Here is a 16,914-nt window from a genome sequence, read left to right on the forward strand (position 1 = left end):
CAGTTCAGACCGGCATTTTCCCAATCGTGGCCCGCGTGAAAGCAAGAGCGCGGTCGCAGATTTCGTTGATTGGTGGCTGACTCTGCCCGTAATGAGTGACCATCGTGATGACAGACGCGCCCCTGGACTGCACATACGTGTCGCATTGGTCGCCGGTCGTATAGATGTGGACACCCACCTGTCGGCCAGCGATGCCGACGTCTGGGAGCCATTCGTTGGTGCCGCCTGACCTGCGGGTCTTCGCGAAGTCGAGACCGGGGGAGTTGCCGACGAACTGGCTCAGGTTCCAATGATCTTGGTAGTTGCCGTTGGCGTACTTCCAGTCGCATCCGCGCAGGGTCTGCCCGTCTGTTCCCGCAGCATCACTGGCCGTCGTCGGGTTGATGCCGAGGCTTGTGAGCTGTGTCCGTTGGAGGGCAGTGCAAGGCTCGTAGGTTGTGCCGTTGTTGGCTGGGCCCCACCGGCGAGAGTGCTTAGTCTCAAAAGGTAAAGCTGTGCCTGCGTCGTCTACTTGTCGGATCGACGGGCTAGGGGCGCCCGCAGCCCCTTCCTGTGCCCCATCGTTCATACATCCGGCAAGGAGGCAGATGGCAGCAGCGGCAATTGGTAAGCCACTGGATCTCAATTGGGTACTCCATCGGGCTGCAGCTCATCCGTGTTATCGGCATCTGCGCGTGTTAGAGCGTGACATGCGGCGCTTGCACCCGAACTCAATTCAATGGCGGCTAGCGATTGAGTATTGAGGCTACGAGCACCCGTCTCAATGAGGTATTGCAGCTCCTCGTACAGGGCAGCCCCTTCGACGCAGCCGATACCGAAGTAGTTCGTTGAGACCACCTTTCGAAGCGCCACACTCAACTCCTCCAACTCAATCCCAGCGACGCGAGCGGCGGCGATCCGGGCGTACCAGGCGGCGGTCTCGGAGACTACGTCGTTGCTCATGCGACTCCCTGGGGCTGGGTTGGGCTCCTATTCAGTTAGACGCACCGTAGCGCTGTTCGGTTCCATCGACTCGCCGAAAACGAAGATGTCGGCGATACGGCTCATTTCTGAGCGGTATCGCCGACGTCTTGGTCGTCAGTCTGGGGTCAGTCGTGACGGGTGGTGTCGATGCCGAGGCTCATGCCTGCGAGGCCGCGGCGGCGGACGGCGAGCTTGTCGGCGATGGCGCGCAGGGCAGAGCCGGAGGCGGAGTCCGGGCGGGACAGGACGACGGGCGTTCCGGCGTCGCCGCCTTCACGAAGCTCTTGTTCGAGCGGCACCTGGCCGAGGAGTTCGACTGGTGCGCCGACGGCCTTCGTGAGCCGTTCGGCGACGAGTTGTCCGCCGCCGGAGCCGAACGGCTCCATGCGCGAACCGTCGGGCAGTTCCATCCACGACATGTTCTCGACCACGCCGAGGATCTTCTGTCGTGTCTGCAACGCGATCGCGCCCGCACGCTCGGCGACCTCGGCCGCCGCCTGCTGCGGGGTGGTGACGACGAGGATCTCGGCACCCGGGATCAACTGGGCGATCGAGATGGCGACGTCGCCGGTCCCCGGGGGAAGGTCGAGGAGGAGGACGTCCAGGTCGCCCCAGTACACGTCGGCCAGGAACTGCTGCAGGGCGCGGTGCAGCATGGGGCCACGCCAGGTGACCGGGGTGTTGCCGTCGGTGAACTGGCCGATCGAGATGAACCGCACGCCGTGGTTCTGCGGCGGCATGATCATCGACTCGACCTGGGTCGGCTTCGCGTCGCTGCCGAGCATGCGGGGGACGCTGTGACCGTAGATGTCGGCGTCGAGCACACCGACCGACAGTCCGCGTTCGGCGAGCGCAGTCGCGATGTTGACGGTGACGCTCGACTTTCCGACACCGCCCTTGCCTGAGGCGATCGCGTACACGCGGGTCATGTTGCCGGGCTTGGCGAACGGGATCTCCGGTTCCGCACGGTCGCCGCGCAGCTTCTTGCGGAGCTCGGTGCGCTGCTCGTCGTCCATCACATCGAGTTCGACGCGGACTGCGCCGACTCCGGGGACGTCGGACACCGCAGTGGAAACGCGCTGCGAGATCTCGGTCTGCATGGGACAACTGGATATCGTCAGGAAGATTCCGACGTCGACCGCTCCGTCGTCGGCGATCGCTACCGATTTCACCATGCCCAGATCGGTGATCGGTTTGCCGATCTCGGGATCGGCGACCTTGCTGAGCGCTGAACGTACGTCGGCTTCGGTAGGAGTACTCACGTGACCCACTCTAGTCAGCGGTTTGTGGCCTTTGTGATCGGCCTCGCTTGTCCAGCCGAATAGTGCGCGGTGGTCGTGAACTCAGGGCGCCGGGAAGACCGGCGGAGGCGGCAGACAGATCGGTCCGAGGCACTGCGGCTTCGGTTTCGGCTTAGGCTTTGTGCTCGACGACGGGGGCGTGGACGGCTTCGTCGACGGCTTGTCGCGCTTGGATGACGTAGACGGCTTGTCGCGATCCTTGTCGCGGTCCTTCTTCTTGTCCGTCTTCTTCTCGTCGTCCTTCGGCGGTGTCGACATCTCCGGGATCGGCGACGTCGGCATGACGCCTGCAGCGTAAGCAGCAGCCCAGCCGAGGACGTTGTTGGCGTATGCGACGGAATGGTTGTAGCGCATCACCGCGGCGACCTTGTTGGACGACGACATTATGTCGCTGACGCCGGAGCAGAGGTAACGTCCCGCGGAGTAGGTGGCGTCGAATACGTTGTCCGGGTTGGACTTCCCGTCGCCGTTCGCGTCCGATCCCCAGCTCTTCCAGGTGCTCGGAATGAACTGCATCGGGCCCATCGCACGGTCGTGGCCATGGTCGCCGTCGAGGTCGCCGCCGTCGGAGTCGGTGATGACTTCGTTCCCGGCGAGCGATCCGTCGAGGACCGGACCACGGATGTCGGTGAGGGTGTTGCCGTAGCGGTCGACGTTGCCGTCGCCTGCGTGGCCGGACTCGATGCGGCCGATGCCCGCCAGCAGGAACCACGGAAGCTTGCACTGCGGCGACTCGGCCGCGACGCGGGTGGCGGCGAGTTTGTACGCCTTCAACATGATTCCCGGGATGCCGAGTGGGCCGGACGGCAGGTTCGCAGCGATCCTGAACTGGGCAGCGGAGTCCGGGTCGCCGCCTTCGGCGTCTTCACCGGACGACGGGGGAGCGAAGCCCAACAGTTCGCCGCTCTCGGACGGAACCACCTGTGTCACGTCGTTGACGGCGACGACCTCGGCTTCGGTGGACGTCAACAACGACGGACCGATGTTGACCGGGCCCTGCGCGGACGTCAGCGACGTCGTGCCTGCAGACATACCGCCCAACAGCACAGCACCCACGGCGACCGTGCCTACCCCCACGGCGACGCCACGTCGTGGCGAGTGCGCCTGTCTCGGGCTGTGCCGAAAACTCATCCCCATGTTTCGCGAACTCCAGTCGAGCGTCATTCGCGCGGCGTGTGGTCGACCTATGTCGTCTTCCACCCCCGCGGCTGGCTGTGAGCAAGCATACAGGTCGCTCAATCGTGTTTCATACCCGATTCGTCCGATGGGTCTTCATGGGGGTCTTCGCTCAGCTTCGCGGCGACCCGTTCGGCGATCTCGTCGACGGCGTCTTCGAGCTCGCGACGGAGATAGTCGCGGGTCACGGTGTCGCCGACCGCGATTCGGACAGCAGCGAGTTCGCGCGCGAGGAACTCGGTGTCGTCCTTCGTCTGGGCGGCCCGACGACGGTCCTCGTCGAGCGAGATCCGGTCGCGGTTCTCCTGACGGTTCTGGGCCAGCAGGATCAACGGCGCCGCATAGGCCGCCTGGGTCGAGAATGCGAGGTTGAGCAGGATGAACGGGTACGGATCCCATTCGAACGCGAACACGCCGATGTTCAGGAAGATCCAGACGATGACGATGATCGTCTGGATCGCGAGATAGCGGCCGGTGCCGAGGAAGCGAGCGACGCGTTCGCTGTAGACGCCGACGACGTCGGAGTCGAGGTTGAACTGGAGCCGGCGCCGGCTGTCGGCCGGGGTGTCGAGGTGGCGGGGGCTCATCGGACCTGCCCTTCCGGCTCGTTCTCGCGCCAGTCGCGTGGCAGCAGCGCGTCCAACAGGTCATCGACCTGGACGGCGCCCAGCAGGTGGGCGGCGTCGTCGACGACCGGTGCGCACACGAGGTTGTACGTGGCGAAGAAGCGGGTCATCGTCTCCAACGAGTCGTCTGGGTGCAGCCGCGGCATCTCGGCGTCGAGGATGCCGCCGACGAGGTCAGCGGGCGGTTCGCGGAGGAGTCGTTGGATGTGGACTGCCCCGAGGAACTTTCCGGTCGGTGTGTTCGTCGGCGGTCGGACGACGAACACCATGCTGGCGCCGGCCGAATTGATGTCTGGGTCGCGGATGCGGGCCAGCGCCTCGGAGACGTTGGCGTTCGCAGTGAGGATCAACGGCTCGGGCGTCATCACACCGCCCGCGGTGTCCGGCGAGTGCAGCAGCAGTCGGCGGACCGACTCGGACTCTTCGGGATCCATGCGAGCCAGGAGGGCTTCGGCTTCGGAGGTGGGGAGTTCGGCGACGAGGTCGGCGACGTCGTCGGGGTCCATCGCCTCGAGCACATCGCCTGCGCGCTCTGGTTTCAGGCTGGCGAGCACGTCGCTCTGATCGTCGGTAGGCAGTTCCTGCAGAATGTCTGCGAGGCGCTCGTTGTCGAGGGCCGCGGCGATCTCGTTGCGTCGTTTGTCGGGGAGTTCGCGCAAGGCATTCGCGACGTCGGCCGGCCGCATCGTCTCGAACTGGGCGAGCGCGCGTTCGACGCCCTGCCCGATCCGAGCGAGCTCGAGGCGATTCATGCCGACGATGTGTCGCCAGTCGACGACCATCGTCTCGCCGCGCCTGCGCAGGCCTTTGCGCGTCGGGCGGAGGGCAACCCGGCTGACCACCCAGTCCCGGGTCCGGTTCCGTTCGATCCCGATGTCGACCACCGTGAGATCCGCACCGTGCAGTTCCGGGTAGTCGGGGTCGTCGGTGCGGACCATACTGTCGAGGACCTGGCCGATCGCGAGCGCCTCATTGGGGCGCAAACTGAGTTTGCGGAGATTCACGTGTCCGGTGGTGAGAGTGACGGCGTCGGGTTCGATGCTCGTGACCCGGAGCATCGGAACGAAGATGCGTCGTCGGGTCGTCAACTCGACGGCGAGGCCGAGAGCGCGCGGTTGCTGGCCGGGCAGGTGCATCGAGATGACGACGTCGCGTACACGGCCGATCGACTCACCGTCCGGACCGAGGACTGCAAGGCCGACTAGTCTGGCCACATAGACCTTCTGGGCAGGCGTCATACATATAAGCGTAAGAGACGCAGCGTAGAAGTTGAGTGCACGGACGTTTGTGACAGGAGTGAAGCCATGACGAACCCGATGCGACAGACGCCGGGACTGCCGACACCGCCGAAGGGTTGGCCGGTCGGTTCGTACGACACCTACGCACAGGCGCAGCGTGCCGTCGACCACCTCTCGGACAACCACTTCCACGTCGAGAACCTGACGATCGTCGGCGTGGACCTGATGCAGGTGGAGCGGGTTCTCGGACGACTCACCTGGGGCAAGGTGATCGGCGGAGGCATCGTGTCGGGGGCGTGGCTCGGACTGTTCCTCGGCGCGCTGATCAGCTTCTTCTCATCGGACAACCCGTGGGTGCCGATCGTGTACGGCGTGATCGCGGGCATGGTGTTCGGTCTGATCTCCGCCGCGATCCCGTACGCGGCGAGTCGCGGGCAGCGCGACTTCACGTCGTCGATGCAGTTGGTGGCGGGCCGCTACGACGTGTTGTGCGATCCGAAGACGGCCGAGCAGGCGCGCGACATGCTGGCCAGACTCGCCATCTGAGAAAGTGCGGGTCAGGACACGTACGCATGGGATGTGCGATGTGTCACTCGCGGGTGCGATACCCTACTCGCACATCGGCTTTCATAGCCGATTCTCAGGGTAGGAGGCTTGGCGGGAATGCGACCAGAGGAATCCTCCGGCGACGGGATGGGTGCTAGTCCACCGCGTCGGCGCCGGCTGTGGACGAAGTTGGCGATCGCGGGTGTCGCGGCAGCGGTCGCTGCACCGATGCTCAATGCGTGCGGTTCGGACTACGATGCGGGCGTCATCAACATGTACGCGGCGGCCGACGGCTTCGACTACATCAGCGAAGTGGCGCAGCGGTGCAGCGACGACTCGAACGGCGAGTACAGCATCGCGATGAACATGCTGCCGAAGGAAGCCGACATGCAGCGCCTCCAGTTGGCGCGACGTCTCGCGGGTAACGACGCAGGTCTCGACTTGATGGCGATGGACGTCGTCTGGACTGCGGAGTTCGCCGACGCCGGGTGGGTGGTACGCGTCCCGGACGATCTCGCCGAGAAGACCAAGCAGACCAATCTCGCGGGTCCGTTGGAGACCGCGGAATGGAAGCGCGAGGACGACGCAGAGAAGAGCCTGTACGCGATTCCGTTGTGGGCCAACTCCCAGATGCTCTGGTACCGCCCGGACCTGATGAGAGACACCATCGACACCACGAAGGCTCCGACCACGTGGCAGGGCATGCTCGACGACGCCGCGAAGATCAGGGACGCAGGCGGGCCAGCGGCGATTCTGTTGCAGGCCAAGCAGTACGAGGGTCTGATGGTGTGGTTCAACTCGCTCCTGCAGTCGGCGGGTGGCGAGATACTCGACCCGGACGATCCGACCAAGGTCACGCTGACCGACACACCGGAGCATCGAGCGGCGACCGTCGAAGCCTTGACGGTGATGCGCAGGGTCGCGACGGCGCCCGGCGCCGACCCGTCGATCTCCAACTCCGACGAGGGCACGGCACGCACCGACATGGAGGCCGGCAAGGGCGCCTTCGAGATCAACTGGCCGTTCGTGTTCGCAGGCATCAAGGAGAACGGTGCCGCGGGCGAAGCCAAGATCATGGGCGACTCGCTGACACAGTTCAAGGAGATCGTCGACGCGACGGCCGACGACCCGACCGATCCGCGGATCGCGAAGGTCAACGACGCGACGCGTAAGAAGTTCAATTTCGCCGCGTACCCTGGCATCGCCGGTGCGGGGACGGCCAAGTCGACCCCCGGTGGCTTCAACGTCGGCGTCGCGGCGACGTCGAAGCAGCAGGAGTTGTCGTTCAGGGCGGCGTCGTGCCTCACCGATGCCCAAGCGCAGAAGGTGTACGCGGTGCGCGGCGGAACCCCGCCGACCATCGAGTCGCTCTACGACGACGCCGAGTTCCAACTCGCGTACCCGATGTACGAGATCGTCCGGCGTCAGCTCGACGAGGGCGCGGCTCCGCGTCCGGCCACACCGCGCTACCAGGACATGTCGACGGCGATCACCGCGACGCTCAGTCCGGTCGGTCAGTGGGATCCGGAGAGTAAGGCCGACGAACTCGCCCGCGTCGCGCAGGGCGCTATCGACGGGGAGGGGATCGTCCCGTGACCAGTGACGACAACAACGACGAGACGACCAAGGGACAGCCGACCAACTCCGGTGGCCTGACGCCGCACGGGGAGGGGCCGGACATGAAGCCGGGTCGCCACGCGCTACCCGAGGACCGTGGCCCCGAGCGGTCGGTGGAACAGACCGGGCCCATTCCGACTGTCCACTCGGACGTGTGGGTGGCCCCCGGCAGTGAGCCGACGCGTCCGACGCCGACAGAGCATCAGTCACGGACCGTCGTCCCGCAGAAGCACGAGCGGCAGGCCGAACCGGCTCAGGCAGGACCCAACCAGTCCGAACGCGCGCAGTCCGAACCCGCGCAGGCAGATTCGCCGGCCGCCGAACCGGCAGCACCACTGGCCGCCGCCGCAGCGGGTGCGCCGCGCAATCCGGCGCAGGAACGTCGACCGGCTCCGGCTCAGCCCGGGTCGTCGATGGCGATGTCGGACATCCTCGAGGCCGATCGACAGCCCGAGACCGCGGCGCAGACGAAGGGCGCGACGGCGATGGGTGCACAGAGCAAGGGCGCACAGAACAAGGGAGCACAGGCGAAGAGCGGCCGCCGATCGTCGGAGCGTCGTCTTGCACTGCTCCTCGCGGGCCCCGCCGCGCTCGTGATGCTCATCGTCACCGGATACCCGATCATCTACTCGTTCTGGTTGTCGCTGACCAACGAGAATCTCCGTGAGCCGGGCTCGGGTGAATTCGTCGGACTCAGCAACTACGGCACGGTCCTCGGCAGCGGCTACTGGTGGACGGCCTTGTGGGTGACGCTGTACATCACAGTGATCTCGGTGATCATCGAGCTCGTCATCGGCATGGCGATAGCGCTGGTCATGCACCGCGCGATGTTCGGCAGGGGACTGGTGCGCACCGTGGTGCTGATCCCGTACGGCATCGTGACCGTTGCCGCCGCGATCTCGTGGAAGTACGCGTGGACGCCGGACACCGGATACCTCGTCGACCTTCTGCCCGACGGGTCGACACCGTTGACCAGCCAGATGCCTGCGCTGGCGGTGATCATCCTCGCCGAGGTGTGGAAGACGACGCCGTTCATGGCGTTGCTGCTGCTCGCCGGTCTGGCGCTGGTGCCAGACGACCTGCTCAAGGCCGCGCAGATGGACGGTGCGGGTGCGTGGACCCGCCTGTTCAAGGTGATCCTGCCGCTGATGAAGCCGGCGATCCTCGTCGCGCTGTTGTTCCGCACGCTCGACGCCTTCCGCGTGTTCGACAACATCTACGTTCTGACCTCGGGCAACCACGACACCGGATCGGTGTCGATGCTCGGGTACAACAACCTGTTCAAAGCGTTCAACCTGGGCACGGGGTCGGCGATCAGCGTCTTGATCTTCCTGTGCGTCGCGGTGATCGCGATCGTGTTCATCAAAGGATTCGGCGCCTCGGCGCCCGGTTCCGACGACGAGGGGAGGTAGCGGGAGAATGAATGCTCTCAATCGTCGCCGCGCCGGATGGCTGATCGCGAACACCTTGGTGGTGCTCTACGCGATCATTCCGCTGTGGTGGATCGTCAGCCTGTCGTTCAAGAGTCCGGGCACCGTCACCGACGGCAACTTCATCCCGAACTCGTGGACGCTGGAGAACTACCGCAGCATCTTCGACACCGGATTCTTCACCTCCGGCCTCATCAACTCGATCGGCATCGGCCTCATCGCCACGGTCATCGCGGTGGCACTCGGCACGATGGCCGCCTACGCCATCGCGCGGCTGGAGTTCCCCGGCAAGAAACTACTCGTGGGCGCTGCTCTGCTGATCGCGATGTTCCCGCAGATCTCATTGGTGACCCCGCTGTTCAACATCGAACGCAGCATCGGCCTGTTCGACACCTGGCCGGGCCTGATCATTCCGTACGTGGCGTTCGCGCTGCCGTTGGCGATCTACATCCAGTCGGCGTTCTTCCGCGAGATTCCGTGGGAACTCGAGAAGGCCGCGCAGATGGACGGCGCGTCGCCCGGTCAGGCGTTCCGCCGCGTGATCCTGCCGCTCGCCGCACCCGGTGTGGTGACCGCTGCGATCCTCGTGTTCGTGTTCGCCTGGAACGATCTGCTCCTGGCTCTGTCGTTGACGTCGACCGAACGAGCGCAGACGGCTCCGGTCGCGATCGCCAACTTCACCGGTGTCAGTCAGTTCGAGGAACCGACCGGCGCCATCGCGGCAGCAGCCGTCGTCATCACCATTCCGATCATCATCTTCGTGCTCTTCTTCCAACGCCGTATCGTGGCCGGGCTCACCTCCGGCGCCGTGAAGGGATAACCCATGGCCGACATCGTTCTGGACAACATCTCCAAGCAGTACCCGGACGGCTCGACGGCCGTGCACGGCATCGACCTGCAGATCGCCGACGGCGAGTTCATCATCCTGGTGGGCCCGTCGGGCTGCGGTAAGTCGACGACGCTCAACATGATCGCCGGACTCGAGGACATCACCGGCGGTGAGTTGCGTATCGGCGGCACCCGGGTCAACGAGACCGCTCCGAAGGACCGCGACATCGCGATGGTCTTCCAGAGTTACGCGCTGTACCCGCATATGACGGTGCGCGAGAACATCGCGTTCCCGCTCACCCTCGCGAAGACACCCAAGGACGAGGTCACGGCGAAGGTCGACGAGGCGGCACGCATCCTCGACCTCGGCGAGCACCTCGACCGCAAGCCCGCCAACCTGTCGGGCGGTCAGCGGCAGCGAGTCGCGATGGGCCGTGCGATCGTCCGCTCGCCCAAGGCATTCCTGATGGACGAGCCGTTGTCGAACCTGGATGCGAAACTGCGCGTGCAGATGCGCACCGAGATCGCGAGCCTGCAGGCCCGGCTCGGCACGACCACCGTGTACGTCACGCACGACCAGACCGAGGCGATGACCCTCGGCGACCGCGTCGTCGTCATGCGGGCAGGCCACGTCCAGCAGGTCGGATCGCCGCAGGACCTCTACGACAATCCGGTCAATCTTTTCGTCGCGGGCTTCATCGGATCGCCGTCGATGAACTTCATTCCGGGGCGCCTGGCCGGGACCGGCGTCGACACTCCGATCGGGCACATCGAATTCGGGGACCACGCCGACGTCGCCGGCCGTGCACAGAAGGCGGGAAGCAACGGCGAAGTGCTGTTGGGCATCCGACCAGAGCACCTCGTCGACTCGGCGCTCACGCACCCGGCCGAACTCGAGGAGTTCCTGACGTTCGACGTCGACGTCGACCTCGTCGAATCGATGGGGTCGGACAAGTACGTGTACTTCGGTCTGAGCGCACCGGACACGACGAGCAAGGTCCTCGATCAACTCGCCGAGGATCTCGGTTCGACGACGGCAGGCGGCCAGAAGGTCGCCCGTCTGACTCCGTACACGGATGTCCGCCGCGGTGGGAAGCTGACTCTCGCGTTGAACACGAAGCGCTTGCACGTGTTCGACACGGCGAGCGGAGTGTCCCTCCGCTGACGGCTGACCGCGGACGGCGGTCGGTCTGCGCCGATACGTCTGGCTCGACAGCTCCGTGATTGACTGGTCGAGTGAGTTCAACGTCGGGATCGATCGCCGATCGGGTGGTCAAGCATGTGTCGGGTGTCGTCGGGTCCGAACCCCAACGGGCGTCGGTGACGTTCCTCGGTCTGGAGCCGGTCGAGGTGCTTCGCTTCGTCAACGGGGACGAACTCGTGTTCGCTACCGTCGGCTGCGCCCGGCACCCGATGCACGATCCCAACGACTTCGCGCCCGACCCGGACCGTGGACCCCGCGCTGAAGCAGTGGTCCGCATGCGTGCGGTGTCGCCGCTCGCCGGCCTGCACAAGTCGCTGGCGACGCTCGCCGCCGCGCCAGCTGTGGAAGGTCTCATCCTCGCCGAGGACTCGCTCATCGACCTGCAGGAACCATTGTGGGCCGGCGCGATCTGCTCGGCGTTCCTGCTGACCGCTGACACCGAGATCGCCGATCTGCCGCTCGACGAGCCAGCCGAACCGGTCCGCTTTCTGCGAGCCGTCCCGATCACGGCGAACGAAGCGGCGTGGGTCCGGCTGAAAGGCGCCGACGCCCTGCGCGAGGCGTGGACCGAGGCCGGCGTCGACATCGCCGATCCGACGCGGTCGGCTGTCACGCCGAGCTGAGGTTGGGGGTCTCGACTCCGCTCGACCAGCGGAGCTGTCTCGCAGACTCCGCTCGACCGGCAGTACAGGGCTCGACTGGCGGAGGGAAGCTCCTACAACCAGTGGTTGCGGCGGAGGGTGCGCCAGAGGGCGGAGCAGATGCAGACCATGATGAGGAGCAGGACCGGGTAGCTGTAGGTCCAGTGAAGCTCGGGCATGTGGTCGAAGTTCATGCCGTAGATGCCGGCGATCGCGGTGGGCACAGCGGCGATCGCGGCCCACGACGAGATCTTGCGCATGTCGGTGTTCTGCTGGATCGACACTTTCGTCGCGGCGGCGTTGAGCAGTGTCGTCAGGCGCTCGTCGTACTCGGCGATCAGATCGGTCGCGTGCGTGAGATGGTCCGCGACGTCGCGGAAGTGCCTGCGGATCTCCTTGCTGTTCGCCGAAACCGTCTGACTCTCGAACCGGACTGGCGCGGCGTCGAGCGTCGACTTGTTGCCAGAGAGCCGAGCAAGCGGCAGGCCGAGCGGGTCGACGGCGCGCTGTAGTTCGAGGACTTCGCGTTTGAACAGGTAGACGACGTCGATGTCGACGTCGTTGTGCTTCGCCGAGAAGACACGCTCCTCGATCTCGTCGACGTCGGACTCCATGTCGGAGACCACCGCGAGGTAACTGTCGACGACGCGGTCGGCGACGGCGTGGACGACGGCGGCGGGGCCGAGGCGCAGTTGGTCGGTCCGGTGCTCGAGCCGCTGCCGGACTCCGGCCAGGTGTGTGTGGTCGCCGTGGCGGACCGTGATGACGAAGTCGCTGCCTGCGAGGATCATGATCTCGCCCGTCTCGACGATGTCGTTGGCCACTTCGAGGGATTCGTGATCGATGTAGCTGATGGTCCGCAGGACGAGGAAGATCATGTCGTCGTACGTCTCGAGTTTCGGTCGCTGATGAGCGTGCACCGCGTCTTCGACCATCAACGGGTGCAGTCCGAACGCTTCGGCGACGTCGTTCATCTGCCGCTCGTCGGGGTGATGCAGGCCGAGCCAGACGAAACCTTCACCGGACTGCCGGACCTGGTGCAGGGCCTGCCGGAAGTCACTCGAATCGCGCTGTCGGACTCCGTCGACGTAGACACCGCAGTCGACGACGGCACGCGCGGCAGGCACGGGAGGCGTTCGCGGAGCGGCCGGGAGTCGACCCGATCCACGGTTTCCCGGCTGCAGCCTGTGCGGAATGGAGGGCATTGTCATGATGCTACCGGTGGTACTGCTGCTACCGGTGGTGGTATTGGGCCGATGATCACGTCCGGACACACACGTTCGGCGTCGCGTCGACCGGCGTCGACTACCGTTGCATCGTGATGGGCATTCAGCAACGAGGCACAGTGGAGCGAATCACGGCGATCGTCGGGGCGGTGGTCGTCGCCGTCTCATTGGCCGCGTGCGGCGGCGACGACGATCCGGTGCTGACCGTCGGACACGACGGGTCGGTCGAGTCGCGGACTGCTGCCGCGGTCTACGCGGGTGCGCTGGCGCGCACCGGTCTTCAGGTCGAGACGGTCGCCGACTCGGCGTCGCAAGCCGAACTGCTCGACCAGGTCGCGTCCGGAGGCTTGGGCCTGTATCCGGCGTTCACCGGCGATCTGCTCGTCCAGTTGACGCCTGCGCCCAAGGCCGTGACCGCGCCGGACGTGCTCGCCGACGTCAACCGGTCGCTGCCGCAGCAGGTATCGATCGGCGACCCGGCGCTCGTGTCGGATCGGTGGCAGATCCTCGCGCAGCAGACGGCGATCGAGGCATCGGGCGCCGAGACGCTCGCAGACTGCGGGCGACTGCAGGGAGAAGAGAAGCCGTTGCTCGTGACGAGGACTCCGCCGCCGTCGGTACTCGGCGCCGTCGCCGTATGCGAGCACGGTCCGGTGCAGACGGTCGCCACCGCGGAGGAGGCCGCGTCACGTGTGCGCAGCGGCGACGCACTCGGCCTGACCACGGCGCTCGACTCCGCGTCGGTCGACGACCTGACCGGAGTGCAGACGCTCAAGTCCGACGGCGCGCCGATCGCTCAACAGCTGGTCCCCGTCTTTGCGAGCGGACCGATGGCAAAGCCTCAGCTCAAAGCGCTCAGCAGGGTCGCCGGTGAACTGACGACAGCGGACCTCGCGCAGATGATGCGCAAGGTCCGCGACGGCTCCGATCCGCGTGCCGTCGCTCGACAGTGGCTGTCGACGAACGGCGTCTGATCGCGGCCGGAACTACCTGAGTTCCAGCACTACTTGACGAACTTCTTCATCGCCCAGCCGGTGATGTTGGCACTGATGCCCTGGTACTTCGACGCGACGAGCCGAACCGACAGATCGAGGATCTTCGCGTCGGCTCCGACGAGGACGCGGGCATGCTCGCGTTCGACGGCTTTGATGATGATCTCGGCGGCCTTCTCGGACGTCGTGTTCGCCAGATACTTGTCGAACAGCGCCGCGGTGGCCTTCGGGTCGTGGTCGCCCGAGGTGGTCGCGTTGCGGGCGATGGCAGTCTTGATGCCGCCCGGATGCACACAGGTCACTTTGACCGGATGCCCCGCGATGATCATCTCCTGGTTGAGCGCTTCGGTGAAGCCGCGGACCGCGAACTTCGCCGAGTTGTAGGCGGCCTGACCGGGCTCGGCGAGGATGCCGAACAGCGACGATGTGTTGACGATGTGGCCGTCGCCGGACGCGATGATGTACGGCAGGAACGCCTTGGTCCCGTTGACCACACCCCAGTAGTCGACGTCCATCACACGCTCGATGTCCTTGAACTCCGTGTGCTCCACTTCGCCGTGGTGAGCGATGCCCGCGTTGTTGAAGATCGCATTGACGGTGCCGTAATGCGCGGCGACGGAGTCGGCGTACTCGAGGAACGCCTCGCGCTCGGCGACATTCAAGATCTGCGAATGAACCTGCGCCCCAGTTTCTTTCACCAGGCGCTCAGTCTCGGCGAGCCCGTCGGGGTTCATGTCCGAGATCGCGAGCTTCGCGCCGCGCCTGCCGAGTTGGACGGCGAGGTCGCGGCCCATGCCCGAACCGGCGCCGGTGATGACGATGACTTTGTTACGAAAGTCTTTCACTGTTTGTCCTCGTTCTTGGTCGGTCGTAGATGCAGTGCGAACAGATCAGGCGCCGGTGGCCGAAGCCAGATCGGTCGACTCGACGCGAGGCGTCACGTCGTACGCCGCCATGTCGAACTCGCGGGTGTTGTTCCGGAACGTGAACGTGAAGCCCGGCCACAGCGAGGTGATCTTGCCGTTCACGTCTTTGTACCAGGAGGCGCAGCCGCCGGTTTCCCACACGCTGTTGCGCAGTGTGTGCTGCACCTTGTCGTTGTAGCGGTCCTGCGCTTCGCGCTTCACCTCGGTGCGGCCGATCCCGGCGTCGCGCGTCTTGCGGACGTAGTCGACGAGGTAGTTGAGCTGGGACTCGATCATGTACACCATCGAGGTGTGGCCGAGGCCGGTCGACGGTCCGACGAGCATCATCATATTCGGAAATCCGTGCACGAACGAGCCTTTGTACGCCTGCATGCCGTCGGACGACCAGACCTGCGCCAGGCTCTTGCCGCCGACGCCGTGAATGCTCTCGAATGCGGGGGAGTCCGTCACATGGAATCCGGTGGCGACGACGATCACGTCGACGTCGCGTGCGGTGCCGTCCGCAGTGACGACGCCGGTCTCGGTGACCTCGGCGATCGGGGCGGTCACCAGGTCGACGTTCGAACGGTCGAGGGTCGGGTACCAGTCGCTCGACTTCAGGATGCGCTTGCAGCCGACGGCGAACGTCGGGGTCACCGCTTTGCGGAGTCGAGGATCGCGGATGCCGCGGAAGATGTTGCCGCGGCAGATCGCCTCGACCGGCTTGAGAGCCTTCGGCGCGAACGTCATTCCGGCGGCGACGGCCTCGTTGGCGGTGTAGATGGTGCCGCGGATCAGGTTCTGCAGTCCGGGCACGTTCTTGAAGGCCCAGTTCTCGGCCGCGAAGTACGGGCGCTCGTTTCGGGGAATGATCCACGGTGCGGTGCGCTGGTACACGTCGAGGTGGCCTGCGACCTTTCCGAGCTGGGGCACCACCTGAATTGCCGACGCGCCGGTGCCGATGACGGCGACACGCTTGCCCGCGAAGTCGTAGTCGGTGTCCCACCGCGCGGTGTGGACGATGGTTCCGCCGAAGCCGTCGATGCCCTTGATGTCGGGGAGGTTCGGCTCGCACAGCGGGCCGATGCCCGCGACGATGGACCGAGCGCGGATCGTCACGGGTGCGCCGTCGCGCTCGGCGCGGACCGTCCAGCGAGCTTCGTCGTCGTCCCAGTCGGCGCCGACGACGTCGGTGCGGAACCAGGTCCGCTCGCCGATGCGGTGCTCGTCGGCGACCGCGTTGATGTAGCGGTGGATCTCCGGCTGGTGGGAGTACGAGCGGCTCCAGTCGGGGTTCTGCGCGAACGAGAACGAGTACAGGTGCGATGGGACGTCGCATGCGGCGCCCGGGTACACGTTGTCGCGCCACGTTCCGCCGAAGTCGTTGCCGCGATCGAGGACGAGGTAGTCGTCTTCGCCTGCCTGGGCGAGCTTGATGGCCGCGCCCAGCCCCGAGAACCCGGCTCCGATGATCGCGATCTCTACATCATGCGTTGTCATGGTCTCCACGATAAGACCTTGTTGAATGCGAGTCAATAGCCAATTGAACCCGAGTCAATAGTGACTTACTGTGGAGACATGACAGCTTCGAGAACGCGTATGAGCCCGGATGCCCGGCGCCGCCAGCTCATCGACCTCGGCATCGCTATGGCGGGGGAGCGCCCCCTGGAGACGATCACGATCGAGGCCGTGGCCGAGGCCGCAGGCGTGTCGAAGGGGCTGATTTTCCACTACTTCGAGTCGAAGGCCGACTTTCACCTGCAGGTGGTCCGCGAACAGGCTCAAGGGATGATCGATCGGACCGCGCCCCGTGAGGACGTCACCGACGTGCTGGAAGTCCTGCGCTCGTCGGTCAGCGCGTACGTCGACTATGTGTCGCACAAGGGCAATGCCTTCATCGGCGTCATCCGGGGAGCGGCCAGCGCCGATCCAGACATCCGCGGCGTCGCCGACCGAACGCGCGCAGTGATGTCCGAACGCATCCTCGAACGGATCCCCGAGATGGGGATCGAACGATCGCCCTCGACCGAGTTGGCCGTCGCGGGTTGGATGGCCTTCGTCGAGGAGACTCTCGTCCGGTGGCTCGCCGACCCCGTCACGACGCGCGAGGAGTTGATCGAGATCCTCGTCGGTGCACTGCCGTTGCTGTCGCAGCTGGTCGGCGACACCGTAGGAACTATCGAGCAACTGCATTGACTGTTGAAAAGCAGGATTGACTGTA

17 protein-coding genes are annotated in these 16,914 nt (G+C 65.4%); 8 read left to right on the top strand and 9 right to left on the bottom strand.

The window, feature by feature from the left end; genetic code table 11:
• Nucleotides 1-4: 4 nt before the first annotated feature.
• From L5G32_RS19455 to L5G32_RS09970, 6 genes are all read right to left on the bottom strand, one after another.
• Nucleotides 5-625 (bottom strand): DUF3558 family protein, encoded by a 621-nt coding sequence (locus tag L5G32_RS19455; protein WP_372491675.1) that lies wholly within the window; start codon nt 623-625, stop codon nt 5-7.
• Nucleotides 622-942: a hypothetical protein gene (locus tag L5G32_RS09950; protein ID WP_237010875.1), complete on the bottom strand. Its 321-nt coding sequence runs from the start codon at nt 940-942 to the stop codon at nt 622-624. The genes L5G32_RS19455 and L5G32_RS09950 overlap by 4 nt, the downstream gene beginning before the upstream one ends.
• A 146-nt stretch (nt 943-1,088) precedes the next feature.
• The gene (locus tag L5G32_RS09955) at nt 1,089-2,225 is read right to left on the bottom strand and encodes an Mrp/NBP35 family ATP-binding protein (protein WP_237010876.1); all 1,137 of its coding nucleotides are present in this window, start codon (nt 2,223-2,225) and stop codon (nt 1,089-1,091) included.
• 81 nt (nt 2,226-2,306) lie between these two features.
• Nucleotides 2,307-3,401 (bottom strand): lytic transglycosylase domain-containing protein, encoded by a 1,095-nt coding sequence (locus tag L5G32_RS09960; RefSeq protein ID WP_237010877.1) that lies wholly within the window; start codon nt 3,399-3,401, stop codon nt 2,307-2,309.
• Nucleotides 3,402-3,499: 98 nt separating this feature from the next.
• Nucleotides 3,500-4,027: a DUF1003 domain-containing protein gene (locus tag L5G32_RS09965; protein WP_237010878.1), complete on the bottom strand. Its 528-nt coding sequence runs from the start codon at nt 4,025-4,027 to the stop codon at nt 3,500-3,502.
• Nucleotides 4,024-5,304, bottom strand: a complete 1,281-nt coding sequence (locus L5G32_RS09970) for a magnesium transporter MgtE N-terminal domain-containing protein (RefSeq protein WP_237010879.1) — start codon at nt 5,302-5,304, stop codon at nt 4,024-4,026. Before L5G32_RS09970 ends, L5G32_RS09965 begins: the two co-directional genes overlap by 4 nt.
• Nucleotides 5,305-5,370: 66 nt before the next feature.
• Here L5G32_RS09970 and L5G32_RS09975 point away from each other — a divergent pair, with 66 nt between their 5' ends.
• The 6 genes from L5G32_RS09975 to L5G32_RS10000 all read left to right on the top strand — a co-directional run bounded on the left by L5G32_RS09975 (nt 5,371) and on the right by L5G32_RS10000 (nt 11,552).
• The gene (locus L5G32_RS09975) at nt 5,371-5,850 is read left to right on the top strand and encodes a YflT domain-containing protein (protein ID WP_237010880.1); all 480 of its coding nucleotides are present in this window, start codon (nt 5,371-5,373) and stop codon (nt 5,848-5,850) included.
• A 117-nt stretch (nt 5,851-5,967) separates the two neighbouring features.
• Nucleotides 5,968-7,446, top strand: a complete 1,479-nt coding sequence (locus L5G32_RS09980; RefSeq protein WP_237010881.1) for an extracellular solute-binding protein — start codon at nt 5,968-5,970, stop codon at nt 7,444-7,446.
• On the top strand, nt 7,443-8,879 hold the full coding sequence (locus L5G32_RS19380) for a carbohydrate ABC transporter permease (RefSeq protein ID WP_308192031.1): 1,437 nt from the start codon (nt 7,443-7,445) through the stop codon (nt 8,877-8,879). Before L5G32_RS09980 ends, L5G32_RS19380 begins: the two co-directional genes overlap by 4 nt.
• Nucleotides 8,880-8,886: 7 nt before the next feature.
• The gene (locus L5G32_RS09990; RefSeq protein ID WP_237010882.1) at nt 8,887-9,717 is read left to right on the top strand and encodes a carbohydrate ABC transporter permease; all 831 of its coding nucleotides are present in this window, start codon (nt 8,887-8,889) and stop codon (nt 9,715-9,717) included.
• A 3-nt stretch (nt 9,718-9,720) separates the two neighbouring features.
• Nucleotides 9,721-10,890: an ABC transporter ATP-binding protein gene (locus L5G32_RS09995; protein ID WP_237010883.1), complete on the top strand. Its 1,170-nt coding sequence runs from the start codon at nt 9,721-9,723 to the stop codon at nt 10,888-10,890.
• Between the two features lie 71 nt (nt 10,891-10,961).
• Nucleotides 10,962-11,552 (top strand): suppressor of fused domain protein, encoded by a 591-nt coding sequence (locus L5G32_RS10000; protein ID WP_237010884.1) that lies wholly within the window; start codon nt 10,962-10,964, stop codon nt 11,550-11,552.
• 92 nt (nt 11,553-11,644) lie between these two features.
• Here the strand turns inward: L5G32_RS10000 and L5G32_RS10005 are convergent, their stop codons facing one another.
• Entirely contained in the window at nt 11,645-12,775 is a 1,131-nt protein-coding gene (locus tag L5G32_RS10005; RefSeq protein ID WP_237010885.1) for a magnesium and cobalt transport protein CorA, read from the bottom strand.
• A gap of 116 nt (nt 12,776-12,891) precedes the next feature.
• Here L5G32_RS10005 and L5G32_RS10010 point away from each other — a divergent pair, with 116 nt between their 5' ends.
• Nucleotides 12,892-13,770 (top strand): glycine betaine ABC transporter substrate-binding protein, encoded by an 879-nt coding sequence (locus L5G32_RS10010; RefSeq protein ID WP_237010949.1) that lies wholly within the window; start codon nt 12,892-12,894, stop codon nt 13,768-13,770.
• A 29-nt stretch (nt 13,771-13,799) separates the two neighbouring features.
• On the opposite strand, the gene L5G32_RS10015 is transcribed toward L5G32_RS10010, so the two are convergent.
• Both L5G32_RS10015 and L5G32_RS10020 read right to left on the bottom strand, forming a co-directional pair.
• On the bottom strand, nt 13,800-14,633 hold the full coding sequence (locus tag L5G32_RS10015) for an SDR family NAD(P)-dependent oxidoreductase (RefSeq protein ID WP_237010886.1): 834 nt from the start codon (nt 14,631-14,633) through the stop codon (nt 13,800-13,802).
• A 45-nt stretch (nt 14,634-14,678) separates the two neighbouring features.
• Complete coding sequence (locus tag L5G32_RS10020; protein ID WP_237010887.1) at nt 14,679-16,193, bottom strand: flavin-containing monooxygenase; 1,515 nt, start codon at nt 16,191-16,193, stop codon at nt 14,679-14,681.
• Nucleotides 16,194-16,271: 78 nt separating this feature from the next.
• Here L5G32_RS10020 and L5G32_RS10025 point away from each other — a divergent pair, with 78 nt between their 5' ends.
• Nucleotides 16,272-16,889, top strand: coding sequence for a TetR/AcrR family transcriptional regulator (locus L5G32_RS10025; protein WP_237010888.1), 618 nt, complete (start codon nt 16,272-16,274; stop codon nt 16,887-16,889).
• The last annotated feature ends 25 nt before the right edge of the window (nt 16,890-16,914 follow it).

It is taken from the genome of Gordonia zhenghanii, from assembly GCF_021738965.1.
In the GTDB taxonomy this organism is placed as follows: Bacteria; Actinomycetota; Actinomycetes; order Mycobacteriales; family Mycobacteriaceae; genus Gordonia; species Gordonia zhenghanii.